We start from the raw sequence: 17383 nt of genomic DNA, 5'->3' as shown, positions 1-17383 counted from the left end.
GTCCTTGGGTGTGATGAATCGGAACAGGGGGCAGGGCGGGCGTGGTCAGTCGAGGGTGAGGACGAGCTTGCCCCGGACGTGTCCGGCGTCGCTGGCCTGCTGGGCCGTGGCGGCCTCGGCGAGCGGGTAGGCAGTGACGGTGGTGACGACCTTGCCGGTCGCCGCGTCCTGCGCCAGGGCGGCCAGGCGGGCGGCCGAGCGTTCCTGGCCACCGCTGGAGAAGGTGATCCCGAGCTGGTGCGCGCGGAAGTCGGCGATGGTGACGATGCGCTCGGTGCCGCCGCGCAGGGCGATGGAGTCCTCCAGGGCTCCCTTCCCGGCCAGGTCGAACACCGCGTCCACGCCGTCGGGCGCGAGCGCCCGGACCCGCTCGACCAGGCCCTCGCCGTAGAGAGTCGCGGTGGCACCGAGCGAGGTGAGGTAGTCCTGATTGGCGGGGCCAGCGGTGGCGATGACGCGCGCCCCACGCGCTGTGGCGAGCTGGACCGCCAGGGTGCCGACCGCTCCGGCCGCGCCGTGCATCAGCACGGTCTGCCCGGCGGTGACGCCCAGTAGGTCCAGGACCCGCTCGGCCGTCTCGCCCGCCACCGGCAACGCGACCGCGTGCTGCCAGTCCAGGCCGACGGGCTTGGGGGCCACGGTGGTGGCCAGCGCGTACTCGGCATACGAGCCGGTGTCCGACCAGCCCAATACCTCGTCACCAACGTGCACGTCCCGCACGCCCTCGCCCAGGGCGTCCACCACGCCGGCGAGCTCGGCACCGGGGACAGCGGGAAGCGGCGTGGGGAACGCGGCCTCCATCGCCCCGGAGCGGATCTTGCCGTCCAGCGCGTTCAGGCCGGCAGCCCGGACGCGGACGCGGACCTGCCCGAGGCCGGGCTGCGGGACATCGATGTCCGCCTCGTGCAGCACGTCGGTGCCTCCGAAACGGTCGAACAGAATGGCTTTCATGGTGGCTCCTTTCATGGCCCCACCCATTTAGGTGGCTGGCCACACGAATTAATGTACCAGCAATCGCGTGGCTAGCCAAGTATTCGTGATTGTGGGGTGGAGTTGGCTGGGCTCGAGCGGGCGCATGCGCCCGCTGACCGACGAGCAGGGCGCCGTTCGCCGACCACAGCCGCATCTTCGAAAGGGTCACCTACGGATACCGCACCGGCATCCCCTGCAGAGATCTGCCCCGCGAAGCATCCGGCCGCTGGCAGACGCCACGGAAGCGCCATCGCAGGTGGGCTGCTGACGGCACTGGGACACGGTTCGGGCCCGGCGAACCAGCCAGGCGGCCTCGATCAACGGAATCGACGGGACGGTCGGCCAACTCGGCAAACGATCGGGCCTACCAGCACGCCACGAACACGGCCCGGCCCGAGAAGACCGCCAGCGCCGCCACCTGCCACAGCAAGAGTGAAGCTCCTGCCACCAGGGGCGAGTCCGCTGGCCACGCTACAGCTAGACCACGTTCGCCACCGGCATCGTCCTCTTATGTGTGCGCGATGCTGTGCACCGAGAGGAGAACTCTCCTTACCTCACTCGCCCCTGAGCCCTTCACGCTGGGTGAAGCGGTGCGGGGCGTGGTGCGCACCCCGCACCCCACGACGCGCACCGCTGCGCGGGAGCTCTGCGCGGCGATGCGCACCAGGCAGGACACCCACCGCACCGGATGCGCACCATCCGGCGGAGGAGTGCGCTGCATCGTGCACAACTCATTGCTGCAAGGTCTACGAGAAGGGCACCGTCATCACGAAGGTGGGGGAGAACTGGGGACGCTCCGGCCTCGCTCCCCGCGAGCCGTCGCCTGCGGAGCGAGAGTTCGAGCGGAACAAGGCCAGGATCGACAGCGGTGAGACCTTCCACTCCCGCAAGCCTTCGGGCTGGAGGCGCGGCGCCTCGGTCTCCGGTACTCGATCCGCCCGCTGAACCACGGCAGGACGGTGTGGTTGGCCAGCCCGGACGAACCGTCCGGACAAGGGGGGGGGCAAGGGCAAAACGGGCACCGCGGATCGGATTGAGCAGGTCGCGGACAAGGCCCCCGTCGTTGCCTACGAAGTCCTCCTCAGCCGGCGCTGTGGCACTTGAGCTGTGCGTCGATTTGCGCGGCGGTCTTGGCGCCGTCGTCGCTCCAGTACTGTCCGGCCTTCAGTTTCGCTGCGGATATCGTGCGCAGCGTGAAGACGCCGTCCCGGCCGTCGCCTGACGGATCCAGGAACCCGACCACGAGGTTGCGGGGGATGGCGGACCGCGGCGGCTCTGGGGCGTGGTGCTCGAATCCGTCACCGGACCAGAGCGTGGTGACGCCTTTCCTGGCGGATGGTGTGGTGGGGTTGGTGGCCCACCACAGGACGTGCGGATTCGCGCTGGTGTCGTCGTCGAAGTCCGTGACTTCTACGTGCCGGATCACGTCTGTGGGGCAGACGGGGAATTTGAGGACGATCGTCTGTCCTTCGACGCGGGCGCCAAGGACGGGGGGTACGGGGTACGACATGCTGTAGGCGCCGTACACCCATATGCCGACGGCCGTGAGGACGGCCAGTACGAGTACTGAGCCTCCCACCGCGAAGGGCCACACGGGTACTTTCCGGGGGTGCTTCCCCGCGACCACCGGCACCTTACGTATGGCCCATGCCGTCGTGGTTGGGGACAGGACGAAGGAGTGCCGGCTGTGGAGCAGATGCTTGATGTCGTGCCGACCCGCCGCAGTTCCTGGCCGGGTGTCGCGACGGTGACCGTGGGCCTGAAGGGCATGCCCGGCATGCGCATTGTGAGCCGGCTTCCCACTCGGGCGGTTCCTTCGGCCGCTGAGAAGGTGCTCCACTCGCCGTAGGCGGCGAAGTCGGTGAGGACGTCCCACACCGCTTGCGGGGTGGCGTCGATGTCGATGACCGCGGTGAGGACCGGCTTCATAGGGGTTTCCACTTCTGGCTGGTGTGGGGTGACAGCGGTGGGGGTTCGGCGAGCGCGTGGTCCACCGGTGGCCGGTGGGGCCGGGGAACGGCGTGGGGCCCGGTCCGTGGCGGGTCAGAGCGTCACGCCCGACGCGGTCGTGCGGGAGGGGCGCTGTGGGTGCTGGTGGCCGTGGTCTCCTGCAGGCCGTGGTCGATGAAGTCGATCATCCAGGTGAAGCTGTCGTCGATGTCGGTGGCGAACTGGAATCCGCCGGCTGCTTCCAGGGACGCGTATCCGTGCAGGACGGTGCGGAGCATCCGCAGCGCGTGGATCTGCTGGTCGGGGTCGATGTGGTAGCCGTGGAGCATGGCGGCCCAGGAGTCGACCACCCGGTTGAGGGCGTCGATGAGGGGGTCGTCGGGTCCGGTCGGGCGGGCGGCGTTGGCTGCGGCGTACCGGCCGTGGTGGTCCTTGACGAATGTCCGCATCGCCTGTGCGCCGCGGGCCAGGGCTTCGGTGCCGGACCGGCCCTGGGTGGCGTCGCGGATGGCGTCGGCGCACTGGTTCATGGCCAGGATGGCGATTCGGTGGGCGAGGTCGGTCTGGCCGGTGACGTGTTTGTACAGCGAGGGGGTCTTGACCCCGAGCCGTTCGGCGACTAGGCCCATGCCGAGCTGGTCGAACCCGACCTCGTCGACCAGGGCGGCGGCGGCTTCGGTGACCGTCGCGGCGGTGAGTCCGGCCCTAGGCACGGCCGGCCGCCTTGGCCAGAAACGGCAGGGCCAGCGCGAGGACCTGGTCGGGGGTCTGGGCGTGCGGGTAGTGGCCGGCGCCGTCGATCACGGCCAGCTCGCCGAGGCCGGCGGGCAGGTCGGCGATGATCTTCTCTCCTTCGGCGCGGGGGTCGGCCCAGTCGGGGTCCAGGCTGCCTTCGACGATCAGGACCGGGCAGGTGACGTGGGCGAGCTGGGCGCCGGCGTCGGTGGGCTTGGACTTGCACATGGCCTGCAGGGCCTTCATCCGGCCGGGCTCACTCAGCGTGGCCTCGATGCGGGCCAGTTCGCTGGTCCAGTCGGCGGGCTTGGCCGGGTAGGCCACGTCGAGGTACTTCTTCCAGTCCGCCACGCGTCCCCGGACGATGACCATTGCCATCCGCGCGTACCCGGTCCGGAAGCGCTTGGCCCGGATCAGCCCGCCCAGGTCGATGGGCTGTGCACGGGTGAACGGAGCCAGCTCTATCACTCCGCTGATCACGTCGGGCGCGGTGGCGGCCGCGATGGTCGCGGCGCCGCCGCTGATCGACTGCCCGATGATCACAGCCGGGCCGCCGAGATGACGCACGACGGCGACCAGGTCTCCGGCGATGTCGGTGCGGCTGTAACCGCCCCAGCCGAGGCTGGACTCGCCGCACCCGCGGATGTCGACGTTCGCGACCCGGTAGCCGGCGGCCACCAGGCCGGGAACGAGGAAGCGGTAGGAATGCCGGCTGTCGCCGATACCGTGCGCCAGCACCACCAGAGGACCTTCCCCGCTCACGTCGAAGGCGAGGGTGTTCTTGCCGATTCTCAGGTGCTCGGTCATGCCGTCCTCCATCAAGCTAGCTAATGTTGTTAGCTAAAGACTAGTCACATTAGCTATCTGGGTCAACGCCACACCCAGCCGCGCTCGGGGGCCGAGCCCAGAGCGATGGGCTGCCGCACGGCGTAGTGCTGTTTTTCCGCGAGAACTACTGGGACTCTCATCACCGCAACGTTCCACGGTCCAGCGGATGCTCGGAGGGACGGCCGGCCGCATGGCCGTCGACCGGGCACGGGGGATCGACCCGCGCACCGTCACCCCACGCCTCCAGCCCGCCTCAGCGACCGTCCGTCACCGCTTTCCCCGCGACGTCCACGACGGCGCCGCCGCCCGTGCGGCTCTGCTCGGCCTGGTCGTGCAGTTGGGGGCCGAACTGCGCCGCCGCGGGCAGCCCGTGCCCTCACGCTCGCGCTGTCGTTCGCCGGCGGACCGCAGGGGTAGAAGGCGCGCCGCCTGACCGAGCCATCCGCGCACGACCCGCGTCTGCTCGCCTACCAGGTGATGGAGGCTGCGGGCCTCCAGCGGGGCCGGCTGACCGGACTCGTGCTGCGCGCCGAGGACCTCGTCGACGCCGGCCAGGTCGCCGAACAGCTCAGCCTCGATGCCGCACGGCAGGCCCGTCTGGTGGCGGAGTCGGCCGCCGACGACCGGCTCCGGGAGAAGTTCGGGCCCGGCGCGATCGGCCCGGCCGCCACCTACGAGCCCGCCTCCTGACCCCCTAGGCAGATGAGACCTGCAGCCGGTCCGTGTCACGCTGCTGGCATGAGCACCAGGCGCCGCCGACTCGGCATCGGACCCACCCCCGATCAGCACGACGTCGGCGGCGCACCAGGCACCAGGACGTCGTGGGGATTCGCTGAAGAGATCGAGACCATCCGCCCCGAGCTGAACAAGGTCATGCGTCGACGCCTACCTCAACATGGCCCTCCCGCCCCGACTGCGGCCATCAAGGTCGCGCTCGCGGACCACCAGGCTCAGCTCGCACTGGCCTTGAAGCAAGAAGCGGCCCGCACGGAGCTGACACAGGCCATCTCCACCGCCCACCAGAAGATCACGGCTTTGCGCCGCGACTGAGCACCCCATCCCTGGACGAACGCCACAGCACGATCTGAGCCCCGACCACCCACCCGTGGTCGGGGCTCAGCGCGGTATGAACGGGTCTTGGTGAGGGTGCCGTCGTCGTTGAGGCGTGCGTGGTCGGCGAGTTGGGCGAGCAGCTGCTCCGGTGTCGGGCCGGTCCGGGCGGCGATGCCTTTAGACCGTGTCCTATGTGGTGAGGCGGACGAGGCGTTTGTAGCAGCAGAGGGCGGCGGCGAGACCGAGGAAGGCCAGGTAGTTGCGGGGATGGCGCTCGTAGCGGGGACTGAGTCTGCGGTAGCCGGACAGCCACGACATCGTGCGCTCGATCACCCACCTGCGGCGCCCTAATCGTTCGCTGGACTCGATGCCTTTGCGCGCGATCCGGACTCCGATGCGCTTGCCGCGCAGCCATTTCCGCAGGCTGGCGTGGTCGTAGGCTTTGTCTGCGTGGAGGCGTTGGGGCTTGAAGTAGCGGCCTCGGTAGGGGTCGTGTCTCGTTTGGTGACCGGCGATCATGGGCTTCAGCCCTTCGCTGTCGTGGGTGTTGCCGGCCGAGACACCGACGAGGAGGGGCAGTCCGTTCGCGTCCGACAGGACGTGCATCTTGGAACCCGGCTTGCCCCGGTCCACGGGGCTCGGACCTGTGTGTTCGCCCCTTTTTTAGCCCTGACGTGGGCGGTGTCGAGGACGACGCGGGTGACGTCGATGAGGCCGGCATCGTCGAGGCGGTGCAGTACGGCTTCGTGCAGGCGGCCCCAGACGCCGGCTCTCGACCAGATCAGGAACCGGCGGTGGGCGGTCGACTTCGATATCCCGAAGCAGGGCGGCAGAGCGCGCCAGGCGCAGCCGCTGACCAGGACGTAGACGATGGCGGCGAACAGCGTCTCATCAGGCGTGTCCTGCGTTCCGCCGCCCTGCGGCCGCACTCTCGACGGCGGGATCAGCGGCTTCGCGATCTCCCACAGTCCGTCCGGAACAATCCAACTCCACGTACCCCGCCCCATGACCAGCCCAACGAATGATCACCACATAGGACACGGTCTAAAGAGGACCGTCCGATGGCGACGTATGACCAGTTGACCGAATGGGCCGGTCTCGGCCATGTCACGCGCGCCAGCCGCGACGTTGTGGCCAGTTGGCGGATCCCGGACGCCATGAAGGCGCAACTCGTCGAAGTGGGCATCCCCGTAACTCCACGCCTCATCGAGCGAGTCGTGACTCAGAGCGAGGCCGATCCAGGGCTACTTACGTCACGCGGTCCGCTGTACAGGCTCACCGAGCAGGCGGACCCGTATGAACCAGCCCACCTGTCATCGTTCGGTGCAGAACCGGGGACCGGGGCGGTCTACTTCGTCAAGCCGGACGGGGGGGGGCATGGTTCGCCAACTCGAGTATCGACGCGTGGCTTGATGCCCTTCATCGCTACGGCAGCCGCGTCACTGCTTCAGAGCTTCTCAGCGAGCCGGACGGCCCCGAGGAGTACCTCTCCGACGAGCAGGAGGAACAGGCTCTCACCGAACTGACCCAGCTGGCTGAGGAACTGAAGGAGGCCGACCCTGCGGCCTTCAAGGGCTACAAGGGGTTCCTCTGGCCCGCCCACCTGGATCGATGGCTCTACTGACGGTGGCCGACAGGACTAATCCTCACTGCCTTTGTCCTGGTCAGGTCCACCTTGGTGTTGTCGGCCGCCGTCCGGCGATCCCAGCATCGTGCAGGAGTCCACTGTCCGACGGACGGTGCGAGGTGAGGAACACGCGCCTGGGCTGCTCACTCCGGTTGGTGTTCGGGCCTGCCGGACAGCCGTGCACGGTCCCGGGCAGCCACGCGCCCCGGCATCCAGCGCGCTCAGTCGCAGTGGCCTGACGGAGGCAGTCACAACGGCCTCCGGCAGTGAGCCGCCGACCTTGCTGCAAACTGGGACTGTCCCTCGGTGGCCATCGCGCCCACAGCTGTCGCCGCCGGGGGACTCTTCGCAGACTGCAGGACGATCAACCGGTGCGGCTCCGTGGAATCGGATGCGCCGGCGCGGCTGGGCTCACCCCCAGAGGGGGCAGGTGAGCGAGAGGACACGTTCGGTCATCTGCCCGGTGAGGGCGCTGTCGGTGAGGGTGACATCGGCGAGCCAGTCCGTATGCGCCAGCTGGTCAACCAGGTGCTGCAGCTCACCGGAATCGCGCGCTGGGCGCTGCTGGCGGGGGCGACTTCCGCCAGTCGACCGCTTCCCCGGCCGTCGGCAGTACCGGAAACCCGACTTCCCACTCGAACAGCCTCGCGGGCCTCTCCGCCGCTGGGCGCTGCTGGCGGGGGCGACTTCCGCCAGTCGACCGCTTCCCCGGCCGTCGGCAGTACCGGAAACCCGACTTCCCACTCGAACAGCCTCGCGGGCCTCTCCGCAGCAGCCGCGTCAGGGGCCTAGCCGGCTCACGAGGTTCCGATCGGCGAGAGGGGCGGCGCCACGCGCGAAGCGATCCGCGTGCGGGCAGATGCCACTCGGCCCCCGCGGCGTCCTCCACGGGCATGCGCCGCCACCGTCCCCGCACGGGAGTGCGTACCCGAGCCCAGGATGGGCACTCGCGTCCGGGAACACGACATTTCGAACGGCGGAGGACCGCATGGCCGTACGACACCGTTTGATCAAGAAATCTCCCGAGGACGTCTGGAAGGTCCTGTCCGACGCCGAACGGTACGGGGACTGGGTCGTCGGCACCTCACGGGCCGAATCCGAGGAGGCGTCGTGGCCCGAGGTGGGGGCGTCCCTCCGGTACGAGATCAGGATCGGGCCACTCACCCTGCACAACCAGACCGTGGTGCGCCGCAGTGAACCCCCCGCCGTCCTCGAACTGGAGGCGAACAGCGGGCCGCTCGGAACCGCGAGGATCGCGATGGAACTGCGGCCGTGGGGCGAGCAGACACTGATCATCCTCGACGAGCATCCGCTGCGCGGCGCGGGCGGCGCCCTGCACAACGGCCTCCTCGACACGGTGCAGCATGTGCGCAGCCGCGCGATGCTGGCCCGTCTCGCCCGACTGTGCGAAGAAGACGAGAGCCCGGCCCGCGGCACGGCCGGACGACCGCGACCGCACACGGCCTGAACCAGTGCCGAGCGCTGGATGCAGCCGCGCCACCGGGTGCGGCGCCACCCACTGGACCGGGAGCGAGTGATGGCGGACGCAGTAGTGATCGGAGCCGGCCCCAACGGACTGGTCGCCGCGAACCTCCTGGCCGACGCGGGCTGGAGCGTGGAGGTGCTGGAAGCCCAGGACCAGCCGGGAGGAGCGGTCCGGCACGACCGTGGAGTCGACCCCGACTTCGCCAGCGACCTCTTCAGCGCCTTCTATCCTCTCGCCGCCGCCTCCCCGGTGCTGGCCGGACTGCATCTGGAACGGGAGGGGCTGCGCTGGAGCCATGCCCCCAAGGTGCTGGCCCACCCGTTGCCGGACGGCCGCTGCGCGGTCCTCAGCCGGGACCTGGAGGAGACGGCCGCGAGCCTGGAGACCTTCGCCCCCGGCGACGGAGCCGCCTGGAAAGAGCTACAGAAAGTCTGGGACACGCTGCGACCAGGCATCCTCGACGCCCTGTTCACACCGTTCCCCCCGGTCCGCGCCGGCGCCCGGCTGGCGTTGCGGCTGAGGACCGCGGGTGGACTGCGCCTGGCCCGGACGATGTTGCTGCCGGTCCGGCGCATGGGCGAGGAGGAGTTCGGCGGCGAGGGCGGCAGGCTCCTGCTCGCCGGCAACGCCCTGCACGCGGACCTCGCGCCGGAAGCGGCGGGCAGCGGCGGCTTCGGCTGGCTCATGTCCATGCTCGGTCAGACCTACGGTTTCCCTGTCCCCACCGGCGGCTCCGGGGCGCTCACTTCGGCTCTCGTCCGCCGGCTGGCGCATCGCGGCGGGACCGTCCGCTGCGGGGAACGAGTCACCGAGGTCGTCGTCCGCAACGGCCGAGCCGTCGGCGTTCGCACCGCGGGCGGCGAGGCGGTGGTCGCCCGCAGGGCCGTCCTCGCCGACGTGTCCGCGCCCGCGCTCTACGGCTCGCTCGTCGCGGAACAGCACCTCCCCGGAAGGCTGCTCGCCGACCTGAAACGCTTCCAGTGGGACTTCGCCACCTTCAAAGTCGACTGGGCATTGAACGGCCCGGTGCCCTGGACCTGTCCGGAGGCAGCGCACGCGGGAACCGTCCACCTCGCGGACGGCGTGGACGCCCTCACCCGCTTCGCCGCCCAGATCGCCACGGGCCACATTCCCGACGAACCCTTCGCCCTGTTCGGCCAGATGACCACCACCGACCCCAGCCGCTCCCCCCGGGGCACCGAGTCCGCCTGGGCCTACACGCACGTGCCGCACCGAGTGCACGGCGACGCGGGAGACGACAAGCTCACCGGCTGCTGGGACGCCCAGGAACAGGAGGCCATGGCAGACCGGGTCGAGGCACAGGTCGAACGCTACGCGCCCGGCTTCCGCGACCTCATCAGAGCCCGCCGCATCCTCGCTCCGCCCACGTTGGAGAGCCTGAACGCCAACCTCCACGCCGGCGCCATCAACGGCGGCACAACAGCCCTGCACCAGCAGCTGGTCTTCCGCCCCACTCCCGGCACCGGCCGGCCCGAGACACCCGTACCCGGGCTCTACCTGGCTTCCGCCTCCGCGCACCCGGGCGGAGGCGTCCACGGCGCCCCCGGTGCCAACGCGGCTCGCGCCGCCCTCCACACACACCGCACCGGCGCCCTCGTCCACCTGCAGAACCGGTTGAACCGCCGCGACCGCAAAGGACAGCGCTGACGCCTCCTGGGCCTCCCGCAGGAGTCAGGGCCCACAGCCGACAGGCAGAAGCGGGGTGCAACAGCCGACGAAACATCCTCTCCCGCCTCGCCGCGATGCGCCGCTTACAGAACGCGCGATCCGTTCTGAGAGAGGCCGACGTCTCCGAGACGGAGCAGGAGGCCGCGAAAGCGGCCGCAATGGAGGCACGCACCCTCGCGGGCGAGGCCCTGACCGAGCTCCAGCTGCTGAGCGAGGTGTGGCGCGCACAGCAGGCCGCCATGCACACCGCGCTCCGAACCATCCTCACCGCGCAGGGCTACTGGATGAGCGACGACAGAGGTGACACACCGGTTGTCTTCGGCCCCCACCCACTGTCGCTCTGACCGAAGCCCGTGTCGGACCGAGATGACCCTTCGCGACACCCTGCGGGTCAGGGGGTGTCAGTCTCCGCAGCGATGCGGTCAGCCATGCGTTGGCGCACGTAGAGGACCATGTGGGCCACGCTGCGAACACGGTGTTCGTCGGTGTGCACCACGTTGTGCCGGGGTTTGAACGACCTGATCTGCTTGCGCTCTTCACGCTCAGCGGCATCGCGATCGGCGTGCCACTCAAGTTCGTAGCGGGAGATCTCCTCCGCCCACGGCTTCCTCGGGTAGTGGGATCGAAGGCGAGTGGCGGGGTCGTGGCTGGCGCCGATGTAGATCACCTCGCTGGCCTCGTTGTAGAAGCGGTAGACGCAGCAGGGATCACTCCGGTCGAAGTAGCGTGTAGCCCCGCCTGCGGTGACACGCCTCCTCGGCAAGGGCGGTGTTAACTCCGGCACGTTAGGACTCCTTCTCGCTGCGCTTGGATCGCCGCCCGGTGACGGTGCCGTTGACGATGTGGCTGATGCGCCCGACGGAGAGTTCAACGAGCTCGGAGACCTCTTTCCCGGTTCGGGTCCGGCGCAGTTCGCGCACGTCTGCCTCGCGCGCCTGCTTGAGACGCTGGTCGTCTTCGACCGCCTTCAGGACGCGCGTGATGGTGCGGGCGCGCAGGGCGGGATCGTCGATGGCGAGGGCATGTTCGATAGCGGCCTTGATGAGGTCGTCGGGGGTCGTCTCCATACCCGCACTGTAGACCTCTAAAAGAATCTCGGATAGACCTCTAGTGCTGCTCCGCGGAAGTCCGTGGAGGGGTGTTGATCAGATGGTCGATCCGCCGAGGTAGAGGCCATCTGCGCAGTGGAGGGCTCCCTCAGGAGAGCTAGCGGGCAGTCCGCTGGGCAGGATGTTGTCCCGGTTGCTGTCGCTGCGGGCCAAGTTGGGGTGACGTTGACGAGCGTGGCACCAGCCGTCATAGCGGCTGGTGCCACGCTCGTCAACGTCACGAGCTCCGTGGGTTCACGGAAACCGAAGTCTCTTCAGTGCGAACCCAAGGGTCCACCGGTGTGCTTCAGATCAGTGGATCCGTGGGTTCGGGTGTAACACGAGGATGCTGAGTGAGCCGAAGAGCTTCGGCCAGAACGTCGGCGTCGACCTGTGCCAGTGTCCTGTCGCCGTACTCGAGGATGTCGTACTCGTCGTCCAGGTTGGCGAGTCGTTCGGCCAAGGGCAGTTCGTGCCCGAAGCGCTGGTGGATCCGGAAAACCAGCTCGCGTGGCGTCAACTCGCCGGCCAGCATTCGGGCGGCAAGTGCTCGTGCGGCGGCTTCCTGTCCGGCAAGGCTGCCCGCTGGGTAGAAGGTGAGGCCCAGTTCGTCGAGTGCTGGGGGAAGGAGATCGGGGACGTCGTAATCCGCCTCCGCGCGTGTGCACGCGGCCAGCATCCGCAGGGCGGGACTGTCGAGGCCGGCGACGAGCGCATTACAGGCGCCGGTGACGACATCGGTAGCACTGATCTCGCCCATGCTCCAGAGGGCGGCATGGTCCTGTAGGGCGAGTGCTGCTGCTTGGGTCGACATCACTCGTCCATGATTCCCTTCATGGTGCGTCGCGGTCGAGCCGGTTTCAGCGGAGGTGCTGTTCAGCGGCCTGTTCCAGCAGGGCTCGTGCGGATTCCGCGTAGCGCATCGCGGTCTTCTCGTCGAGGCCGAACACCTCGGCGAGGTGGAGCGGGTCGGGGCCGTGGGTCAGGGCCTCTTCGAGTTGGCGGTCGACGCGGAGCCGTTCCAGCGTCGCGTCCTGCCCGCGCATCGCGGCGCTGATCCAGTGGTTGCTGGCGCGGCTGGTCTTCGTGGCGGTCTGGTTGTTGATCAGTAGGTGGAGGTTCGCGGTGTTCGGCCAACGGTTTCGCCGGTGCCCCAGCCAGTCCAGCAGCAGTTTCAGGGTGAGGTCGTCGAGCGGACGGGCGCGTCCGTTGATGGTCAGCCGCCGGTTGTCGAGGTCGACGTCGTCGAGCATGAGGGTGGCGATCTGGGCGACCCGGGCGGCGTGGACCGCTGCGAGGGCGAGGATGAGCCGCGTCGCCGGGGTGGTGGCCGCCGCGACGGAGCGATCGACCTGTTCGGGGACGAGCGGTTGCAGCACGGCGTACTCGTATTGCCCGACCTTGATCCGGCTAGTGGGGTTGCGGAAGATCAGTCCGTTCCGCTTGGCCCAGGTGAACAGTGAGCGCAGGGCGACGAGTTGGTCGTGGCGCTGGTGGCCGTGCAGTGTCTTGATGTAGGTGAGGACGTCCTCGCGGGTCACCTCCCGCAGGTGGTCGTAGGGGTTCGACCATTCCAGCAAGGCCGGACGGACCCGGTTGAGGTAGAGCCAGACCGTGCCTTCCCGTCTCGGGAGGCTGCGGGGGCCGCCGTCGCGCAGGACGCGGGTCCAGCGCTCGGTCTCCGAGCGGATGCCGGGCGCGAGATCCTCCAGCTTCTCGGCGAGCCAGCGTTCGAAGGAGGGTTCTCTGTCGTCCTCGAAGATCCCCATATCTTCCAGGACCGTGACGGTGTGGCCCATGGGCAGGTCCAGGGACCGGAGCGGGGCGAAGATCTCCGTGTGCCGGATGACGTCGCCCTCGACGTAGCCGGTGAGGACGAGGGCCAGGCCGCGGTTGACGGCGAAGCGGATGTTGCGGCCCCAGCCGCGGGTCTCGGCGAGCCGGTGGGCGAGGTACTTTGCCCAGGTCATCCACGGGCTGGCCAGGTCGGCGTCGGCCAGGGCGAGCCGGCTGTAGTCGCGGGGGATCTGTGTAAACAGCGGTAGCTGCCGCCAGCCGGGATCCGGGCGCCAGGCCGGTGCAGGAGGCGGCTTGCGCGGGGCTCCCCGCCATCCTCCTCGTGTCCGAGCTGCTGGGGTGGTTCTCCTGCGGTAGTGCATCCCGACGAAGAACAGTTGGTGATGCCGGACGGCGGCGAGCCGGTCCCGCACGTCCGTCTCGTCCATTGGCTGACCGACGACGGCCTTCGCACTGAGGCGGGCCTGGCACCAGCACAGGCGGCAGTAGTCCCACTTCAGCGGCTGGACACGGCGGCAGCCAGTGCATGCGGCCGCCTCGTGGCCGCGACCGAACATATAGCAGGTGGGGCAGAAGCGGCCGCTGAAGTTTCCCCAGGCCAGACAGCTATCGCAGGAGTCGGTGGGCTTGACGTAGCCCTTCGGGCACCGTGCCACCGGATCACTCCGGCGGTAGCGACCGGCCATCCCGGCGCCTGGGAATCACCTTCGGTGCGGCGGTTCCCGCGCCGATCGCGGCCCCTTCCGTCTCCTCTGCCTGGCCAGGGCGGCGGACCTTTTCTGGTTCGGGGATCAGCAGGTCTTCGATCTCGCAGCCGAGGACCACGCAGATGACGTCCAGGTCCTCCAGCTTGAGCGAGACCGGCTGGCCGGACCACAGCCCGGACATCTTGCCGGCCGAGATCACCAGGCCGTGCTCGGCCAGGCTCCGCTGGAGCTCGGACGCCTTCCAGATACCCTTGTTCGCGGCGGTCAGCCGCAGGTTCCACCTCATCGGGCCAGTCCTTCCAGCCGCTTCGCGGCCCGTTCCATCCCGGCGGCCCAGGCGTCCTCGACCCGGGTCTGCTGCACGTGGATAAACCGCATGGTCGTAGCGATCCAGAAATGTCCGAGGACCTCCTGGATTGCGAACAAGTCCAGCCCGTTTCCGTAGAGTTGGGACGCGCAGAAGTGCCGCAGGACGTGCGGTGTCAACCTCTCCGTCCAGCTCGGCAGATGAGCCTCGACCGCGTTGTCGAGCCCGTTGCGCAGGGCGTCGTCGCCGACCCGGCGGGCGGAGCCGTCGGTGTTCCTGCGCTCGGAGGGAAACAGCGGGGCACCAGGGCGAGTGTGATCGTCGTCGAACTGGCCCCACACGTCCTCGATGAACCACCGCAGTGTCCGGTCGGCACCGTTGATCAGCGGAACCATCCGCTCGCGCGGCCCCGAGCCTCGGGCCCCCTTGCCGTGGCGGACGTGGAGTTTGCCGAAGCGGCCCAGGTCCCACTTGATGTCGTCCAGGTCGAGCCCACACGCCTCGCTCACTCGCAGGCCGACCTGGGACATCAACTTCGAGGCGGTGTAGTTCCGGGCGGTCGGGGCGAACTTCCGGCAGGTGGCCAGCTCACCGCCCCAGCCGGTGAACAACCTCCCGATCTCCGGCTCACTCGGCGGGATCCGCAGCTGGGCGTCCTTGGCTCCGCGCGGCCGGTTCATCTCGTCGATCGGACACTCGACCACCCGGCCGGTCATCCGGTGGATCTCGACCTTGTGCTGCAGCTCCAGGAACGTGAAATACGTGCTCAACGCCTGCGACCGGCCCAGCCGGGTGCCACTGGGCGAGTGCCGCAGAACCTTCCCGAAGTACACGTCCGCGTCAGCGGGCTCTATGTCCCACAAGGGCCGGCCGAACCAGGTCCTGATCTGATCCAGGTGGCCAACGTCCCCGCGGATGGTGCCGTCCGCCAGCCCTGCTGAGGCCCGTGCGAGGACGAACCCGGACAGCACATCGGTCTCGAACCGCTCCAGCTCCTCAGCCGACGCGGGCGCCCAGTGCTCACGCAGGTCCCGTACGACTGCCAGCGCCGCCAACCCGAGCCTCCTCGCCTTCGCCCCGACTGCGAATCGGTCGGACGAGATGAGAACGCTTCAAGAATCCCGAAGTTTCGTCACAAGCCAACAAAGCACACGAAGGAGGAAGAACCCCCTGGCCATGGGCCCAGGGAATCAGCGGGGCTCAGGGGAACTCACGGGATGTCGCACACTAAGCCGGTTGCGGCTTGTGGCTGTCGAGCAGCTTGGCAAGCAGGGAGTGAAGCTGTCGTCGTTCCGCGGCGTCGAGGCCGGCGAGCAGTTCGGCCTGGACGGCATCGGCGTGCTGTTGGAGTTCCTCGAGGTGCTGCCTTCCGGCGGCGGTGAGGGTGACGACGTTGCGGCGCCGATTGGCGGGGTCGGCCTGCCGGTTGACCCGGCGGCAGCCTTCCAGGCGGTTGAGGATGCCGCTGACGTCGTTGCGGTCAAGGCCGAGGCGGCGGCCGATCTCGGCCTGACTGAGCGCCCCGTACTCCTCCAGTGCCGCCAGGACAGCGAAATCGGCGCGGGCACTCAGCGGCATTCGCTGCGCGGTCAGCCGAGCGCCGAGCGTCGACACCTTGCTCGCCTGCCAGCTGGCGAGCTCACGCAGCCGGGCCGGGGGTTGCAATGCGTGATCCATGTCCGCCATTTCCCCATCCTAACCGTTGGCCACCCCAACACACACCTGCTATGTTGGGCTGGCCAACGTTGGCTTGGCCAACACGTGAGTGGGGTCAGTGGAGGACCGCCGGTCGACTGCCCCGCACCGCTCCCAAGGAGTCATCTCATGCACAGCAGCAATGCACTTCCCGATCTGCCCGGTCGCAGGGTTGTCGTTCCGGGCGGCACGGGAGCCGTGGGAGAGGGTGTCGTCCGCAGCTACCTCGCCGCCGGTGCGGACGTCGTTGTCCCGACCCGCACCCAGGAGCGGGCGGAGGAGTTCCGGCGCGTGCTCGGTGACGCGGAGACCGACCGCCTGCACCTGGTGGTCCACGACTACACGACGTTCGCCGGCGCCGAGCAGCTTGCCGAGGAGATGGAGCGCAGGCTCGGTGGTGTCGACGACGTGGTGGCCCCGATCGGTGGGTGGTGGGCCGGCAAGCGGCTCTGGGAGATCGACGAGAGCGATTGGCAGAACGCCTTCGTCGGGCTCGCGGCCGCGCACGTGGCCGTCCTGCGGGCCTTCCTGCCCAGGCTGAACGCCCGCGGCGCCTACACGTTGATCGTCGGGGCTTCCGCGTTCACGCCGGTTCCCGGCAGCGGCCTGGTCAGCATGGAGCAGGCCGCCCTGCTGATGATGCGGCAGGTGGTCGAGGCCGAGGTGGCAGGACAGCAGCGGGTCTTCGCCCTGGTCCTCGGGCCGGTCAGGACCCGCCTGGTCGACTCCGGCGATCCGGACTGGGTCAGTGCCGACCAGGTCGGTGCGGTCGCCGTCGCGGCCTCGGCCGCAGCGGCAGTGGGCGGCCTGGAGATCCGGCTGCGCAGTCAGGCCGAGGCGGACGAGGCGCTGGCAGTGCTCCAGGGTGACCAGCCGATCAGGACCGGCGCGGTCGTTGCCGTGTCCACGATGGAGCCCAAGAACGGACGACGCGAGGACCTCCTCGAGGTGCTGGCCGAACTCGCTCCGCAGATCCGCGCCGAACCGGGGTGCCTGCACTACTCGGTACACCGCGCGCGCGGCGATGCCGACGGACCGCTGCTGGTCATCCAAAGGTTCGCTTCGATCGAGGCGTTCACGGAGCACAGCGCGAGCGTGGCGGACCAGATTCCGAGGATCGCTGCCCTCCTCGCCACGCCCCCTATGCCGCCGACCCTGTTCGAACCGGTCCCGCAGTCCGCTCTCATCGAGTGCGTCGGCAACGGCGAGAAGGGCCACGTTTGTTGACGTCACCCCAAGTAGAGGGCGAAGCCTCAGGTGCGCAGCACGCCTGGGGCTTCGCCGGCGACACAGCGGCACGGTCTGCTTGTCCGGCAATTCGGCTGCTACACAAGCGAACCGAGTGCGGAATCGGACCGTGATGACGTTCACGTGCGGCCAGTGGTGAGCATGGTGGTTCAGGCGCTGGCCGCATGTGCTGCTGCATCGATGCGGGGGCGTCGGCACGGG

21 protein-coding genes and 2 pseudogenes are annotated in these 17383 nt (G+C 69.0%); 10 read left to right on the top strand and 13 right to left on the bottom strand.

Translation table 11 applies throughout. The features are described from left to right. Positions 1-45: 45 nt before the first annotated feature. Positions 46-951, bottom strand: a complete 906-nt coding sequence (locus OHT77_RS01135) for an NADP-dependent oxidoreductase (RefSeq protein ID WP_328825995.1) — start codon at positions 949-951, stop codon at positions 46-48. Positions 952-1115: 164 nt separating this feature from the next. On the opposite strand from OHT77_RS01135, the pseudogene OHT77_RS44965 reads away from it, so the two are divergent. Beyond that, positions 1116-1844: pseudogene (locus OHT77_RS44965) on the top strand (transposase); the annotation flags it as partial. A 209-nt stretch (positions 1845-2053) separates the two neighbouring features. Here the strand turns inward: OHT77_RS44965 and OHT77_RS01125 are convergent. The 4 genes from OHT77_RS01125 to OHT77_RS01110 all read right to left on the bottom strand — a co-directional run bounded on the left by OHT77_RS01125 (position 2054) and on the right by OHT77_RS01110 (position 4464). After that, a complete protein-coding gene (locus tag OHT77_RS01125) occupies positions 2054-2500 on the bottom strand; it encodes a hypothetical protein (protein ID WP_443048194.1) in 447 nt (148 codons plus the stop codon). Further along, positions 2395-2901, bottom strand: coding sequence for an SRPBCC family protein (locus OHT77_RS44960; RefSeq protein WP_443047880.1), 507 nt, complete (start codon positions 2899-2901; stop codon positions 2395-2397). The genes OHT77_RS01125 and OHT77_RS44960 overlap by 106 nt, the downstream gene beginning before the upstream one ends. Before the next feature lie 122 nt (positions 2902-3023). Further along, complete coding sequence (locus OHT77_RS01115; RefSeq protein ID WP_328825992.1) at positions 3024-3635, bottom strand: TetR-like C-terminal domain-containing protein; 612 nt, start codon at positions 3633-3635, stop codon at positions 3024-3026. Continuing rightward, positions 3628-4464, bottom strand: a complete 837-nt coding sequence (locus OHT77_RS01110; RefSeq protein WP_328825991.1) for an alpha/beta fold hydrolase — start codon at positions 4462-4464, stop codon at positions 3628-3630. The genes OHT77_RS01115 and OHT77_RS01110 overlap by 8 nt, the downstream gene beginning before the upstream one ends. A gap of 187 nt (positions 4465-4651) precedes the next feature. Between OHT77_RS01110 and OHT77_RS01105 the strand changes: the two genes are divergently transcribed. From OHT77_RS01105 to OHT77_RS01095, 3 genes are read left to right on the top strand one after another with little or no spacing between them, the layout of a single operon-like run. Continuing rightward, positions 4652-4918 (top strand): hypothetical protein, encoded by a 267-nt coding sequence (locus OHT77_RS01105; protein ID WP_328825990.1) that lies wholly within the window; start codon positions 4652-4654, stop codon positions 4916-4918. 44 nt (positions 4919-4962) lie between these two features. Continuing rightward, positions 4963-5175: a hypothetical protein gene (locus tag OHT77_RS01100; protein WP_328825989.1), complete on the top strand. Its 213-nt coding sequence runs from the start codon at positions 4963-4965 to the stop codon at positions 5173-5175. Between the two features lie 48 nt (positions 5176-5223). Then, on the top strand, positions 5224-5535 hold the full coding sequence (locus OHT77_RS01095; RefSeq protein ID WP_328825988.1) for a hypothetical protein: 312 nt from the start codon (positions 5224-5226) through the stop codon (positions 5533-5535). A gap of 192 nt (positions 5536-5727) precedes the next feature. Here OHT77_RS01095 and OHT77_RS01090 read toward each other — a convergent pair. Further along, positions 5728-6545, bottom strand: a protein-coding gene (locus OHT77_RS01090; RefSeq protein WP_328825987.1) for an IS5 family transposase whose coding sequence is annotated in 2 segments (ribosomal slippage) — positions 5728-6197 and positions 6197-6545 — 819 coding nt in all. Because the reading frame shifts where the segments join, the coding sequence is not laid out codon by codon here. A 54-nt stretch (positions 6546-6599) separates the two neighbouring features. Between OHT77_RS01090 and OHT77_RS44955 the strand changes: the two are divergent. The 5 genes and pseudogenes from OHT77_RS44955 to OHT77_RS01075 all read left to right on the top strand — a co-directional run. After that, positions 6600-6848 (top strand): annotated as a pseudogene (locus tag OHT77_RS44955) (SUKH-4 family immunity protein); the annotation flags it as partial. 5 nt (positions 6849-6853) lie between these two features. Further along, entirely contained in the window at positions 6854-7162 is a 309-nt protein-coding gene (locus OHT77_RS44950) for an SUKH-4 family immunity protein (RefSeq protein WP_443048193.1), read from the top strand. A gap of 991 nt (positions 7163-8153) precedes the next feature. Further along, complete coding sequence (locus tag OHT77_RS01085) at positions 8154-8633, top strand: SRPBCC family protein (protein WP_328825986.1); 480 nt, start codon at positions 8154-8156, stop codon at positions 8631-8633. A gap of 69 nt (positions 8634-8702) precedes the next feature. Next, the gene (locus OHT77_RS01080) at positions 8703-10319 is read left to right on the top strand and encodes a phytoene desaturase family protein (RefSeq protein WP_328825984.1); all 1617 of its coding nucleotides are present in this window, start codon (positions 8703-8705) and stop codon (positions 10317-10319) included. A gap of 95 nt (positions 10320-10414) precedes the next feature. Further along, positions 10415-10684, top strand: coding sequence for a hypothetical protein (locus OHT77_RS01075; protein WP_328825983.1), 270 nt, complete (start codon positions 10415-10417; stop codon positions 10682-10684). A gap of 47 nt (positions 10685-10731) precedes the next feature. Here the strand turns inward: OHT77_RS01075 and OHT77_RS01070 are convergent, their stop codons facing one another. The 7 genes from OHT77_RS01070 to OHT77_RS01040 form a co-directional block, all read right to left on the bottom strand. Further along, on the bottom strand, positions 10732-11124 hold the full coding sequence (locus OHT77_RS01070) for a GIY-YIG nuclease family protein (RefSeq protein WP_328825982.1): 393 nt from the start codon (positions 11122-11124) through the stop codon (positions 10732-10734). A 1-nt stretch (position 11125) separates the two neighbouring features. Continuing rightward, complete coding sequence (locus OHT77_RS01065) at positions 11126-11407, bottom strand: hypothetical protein (protein ID WP_328825981.1); 282 nt, start codon at positions 11405-11407, stop codon at positions 11126-11128. A gap of 328 nt (positions 11408-11735) precedes the next feature. Then, entirely contained in the window at positions 11736-12242 is a 507-nt protein-coding gene (locus OHT77_RS01060; RefSeq protein WP_328825980.1) for a hypothetical protein, read from the bottom strand. 46 nt (positions 12243-12288) lie between these two features. Further along, positions 12289-13653, bottom strand: coding sequence for a hypothetical protein (locus OHT77_RS01055; protein ID WP_328825979.1), 1365 nt, complete (start codon positions 13651-13653; stop codon positions 12289-12291). 232 nt (positions 13654-13885) lie between these two features. Then, positions 13886-14218 (bottom strand): helix-turn-helix domain-containing protein, encoded by a 333-nt coding sequence (locus tag OHT77_RS01050; protein ID WP_328825978.1) that lies wholly within the window; start codon positions 14216-14218, stop codon positions 13886-13888. Further along, positions 14215-15294, bottom strand: a complete 1080-nt coding sequence (locus OHT77_RS01045) for a tyrosine-type recombinase/integrase (protein ID WP_328825977.1) — start codon at positions 15292-15294, stop codon at positions 14215-14217. The genes OHT77_RS01050 and OHT77_RS01045 overlap by 4 nt, the downstream gene beginning before the upstream one ends. 172 nt (positions 15295-15466) lie before the next feature. Continuing rightward, a complete protein-coding gene (locus tag OHT77_RS01040; RefSeq protein WP_328825976.1) occupies positions 15467-15925 on the bottom strand; it encodes a MarR family winged helix-turn-helix transcriptional regulator in 459 nt (152 codons plus the stop codon). Positions 15926-16063: 138 nt separating this feature from the next. Here OHT77_RS01040 and OHT77_RS01035 point away from each other — a divergent pair, with 138 nt between their 5' ends. Further along, the gene (locus OHT77_RS01035) at positions 16064-17161 is read left to right on the top strand and encodes an SDR family oxidoreductase (protein ID WP_328825974.1); all 1098 of its coding nucleotides are present in this window, start codon (positions 16064-16066) and stop codon (positions 17159-17161) included. Positions 17162-17383: the final 222 nt, after the last annotated feature.

This window comes from Streptomyces sp. NBC_00252, assembly GCF_036187565.1.
Taxonomy (GTDB): Bacteria; Actinomycetota; Actinomycetes; order Streptomycetales; family Streptomycetaceae; genus Streptomyces.
This window is presented reverse-complemented; position numbering and strand designations above follow the sequence as displayed.

Bases quoted from the DNA above. Each gene is read 5' to 3' on its own strand.
- OHT77_RS01075 (WP_328825983.1), top strand. From the start codon at position 10,415: ATGCGCCGCTTACAGAACGCGCGATCCGTTCTGAGAGAGGCCGACGTC.
- OHT77_RS01100 (WP_328825989.1), top strand. From the start codon at position 4,963: ATGGAGGCTGCGGGCCTCCAGCGGGGCCGGCTGACCGGACTCGTGCTG.
- OHT77_RS01085 (WP_328825986.1), top strand. From the start codon at position 8,154: ATGGCCGTACGACACCGTTTGATCAAGAAATCTCCCGAGGACGTCTGG.
- OHT77_RS01055 (WP_328825979.1), bottom strand. From the start codon at position 13,653: ATGGACGAGACGGACGTGCGGGACCGGCTCGCCGCCGTCCGGCATCAC.
- OHT77_RS01105 (WP_328825990.1), top strand. From the start codon at position 4,652: ATGCTCGGAGGGACGGCCGGCCGCATGGCCGTCGACCGGGCACGGGGG.
- OHT77_RS01135 (WP_328825995.1), bottom strand. From the start codon at position 951: ATGAAAGCCATTCTGTTCGACCGTTTCGGAGGCACCGACGTGCTGCAC.
- OHT77_RS44960 (WP_443047880.1), bottom strand. From the start codon at position 2,901: ATGAAGCCGGTCCTCACCGCGGTCATCGACATCGACGCCACCCCGCAA.
- OHT77_RS01035 (WP_328825974.1), top strand. From the start codon at position 16,064: ATGCACAGCAGCAATGCACTTCCCGATCTGCCCGGTCGCAGGGTTGTC.
- OHT77_RS01050 (WP_328825978.1), bottom strand. From the start codon at position 14,218: ATGAGGTGGAACCTGCGGCTGACCGCCGCGAACAAGGGTATCTGGAAG.
- OHT77_RS01065 (WP_328825981.1), bottom strand. From the start codon at position 11,407: ATGGAGACGACCCCCGACGACCTCATCAAGGCCGCTATCGAACATGCC.
- OHT77_RS01080 (WP_328825984.1), top strand. From the start codon at position 8,703: ATGGCGGACGCAGTAGTGATCGGAGCCGGCCCCAACGGACTGGTCGCC.
- OHT77_RS01040 (WP_328825976.1), bottom strand. From the start codon at position 15,925: ATGGCGGACATGGATCACGCATTGCAACCCCCGGCCCGGCTGCGTGAG.
- OHT77_RS01095 (WP_328825988.1), top strand. From the start codon at position 5,224: ATGAGCACCAGGCGCCGCCGACTCGGCATCGGACCCACCCCCGATCAG.
- OHT77_RS01110 (WP_328825991.1), bottom strand. From the start codon at position 4,464: ATGACCGAGCACCTGAGAATCGGCAAGAACACCCTCGCCTTCGACGTG.
- OHT77_RS01060 (WP_328825980.1), bottom strand. From the start codon at position 12,242: ATGTCGACCCAAGCAGCAGCACTCGCCCTACAGGACCATGCCGCCCTC.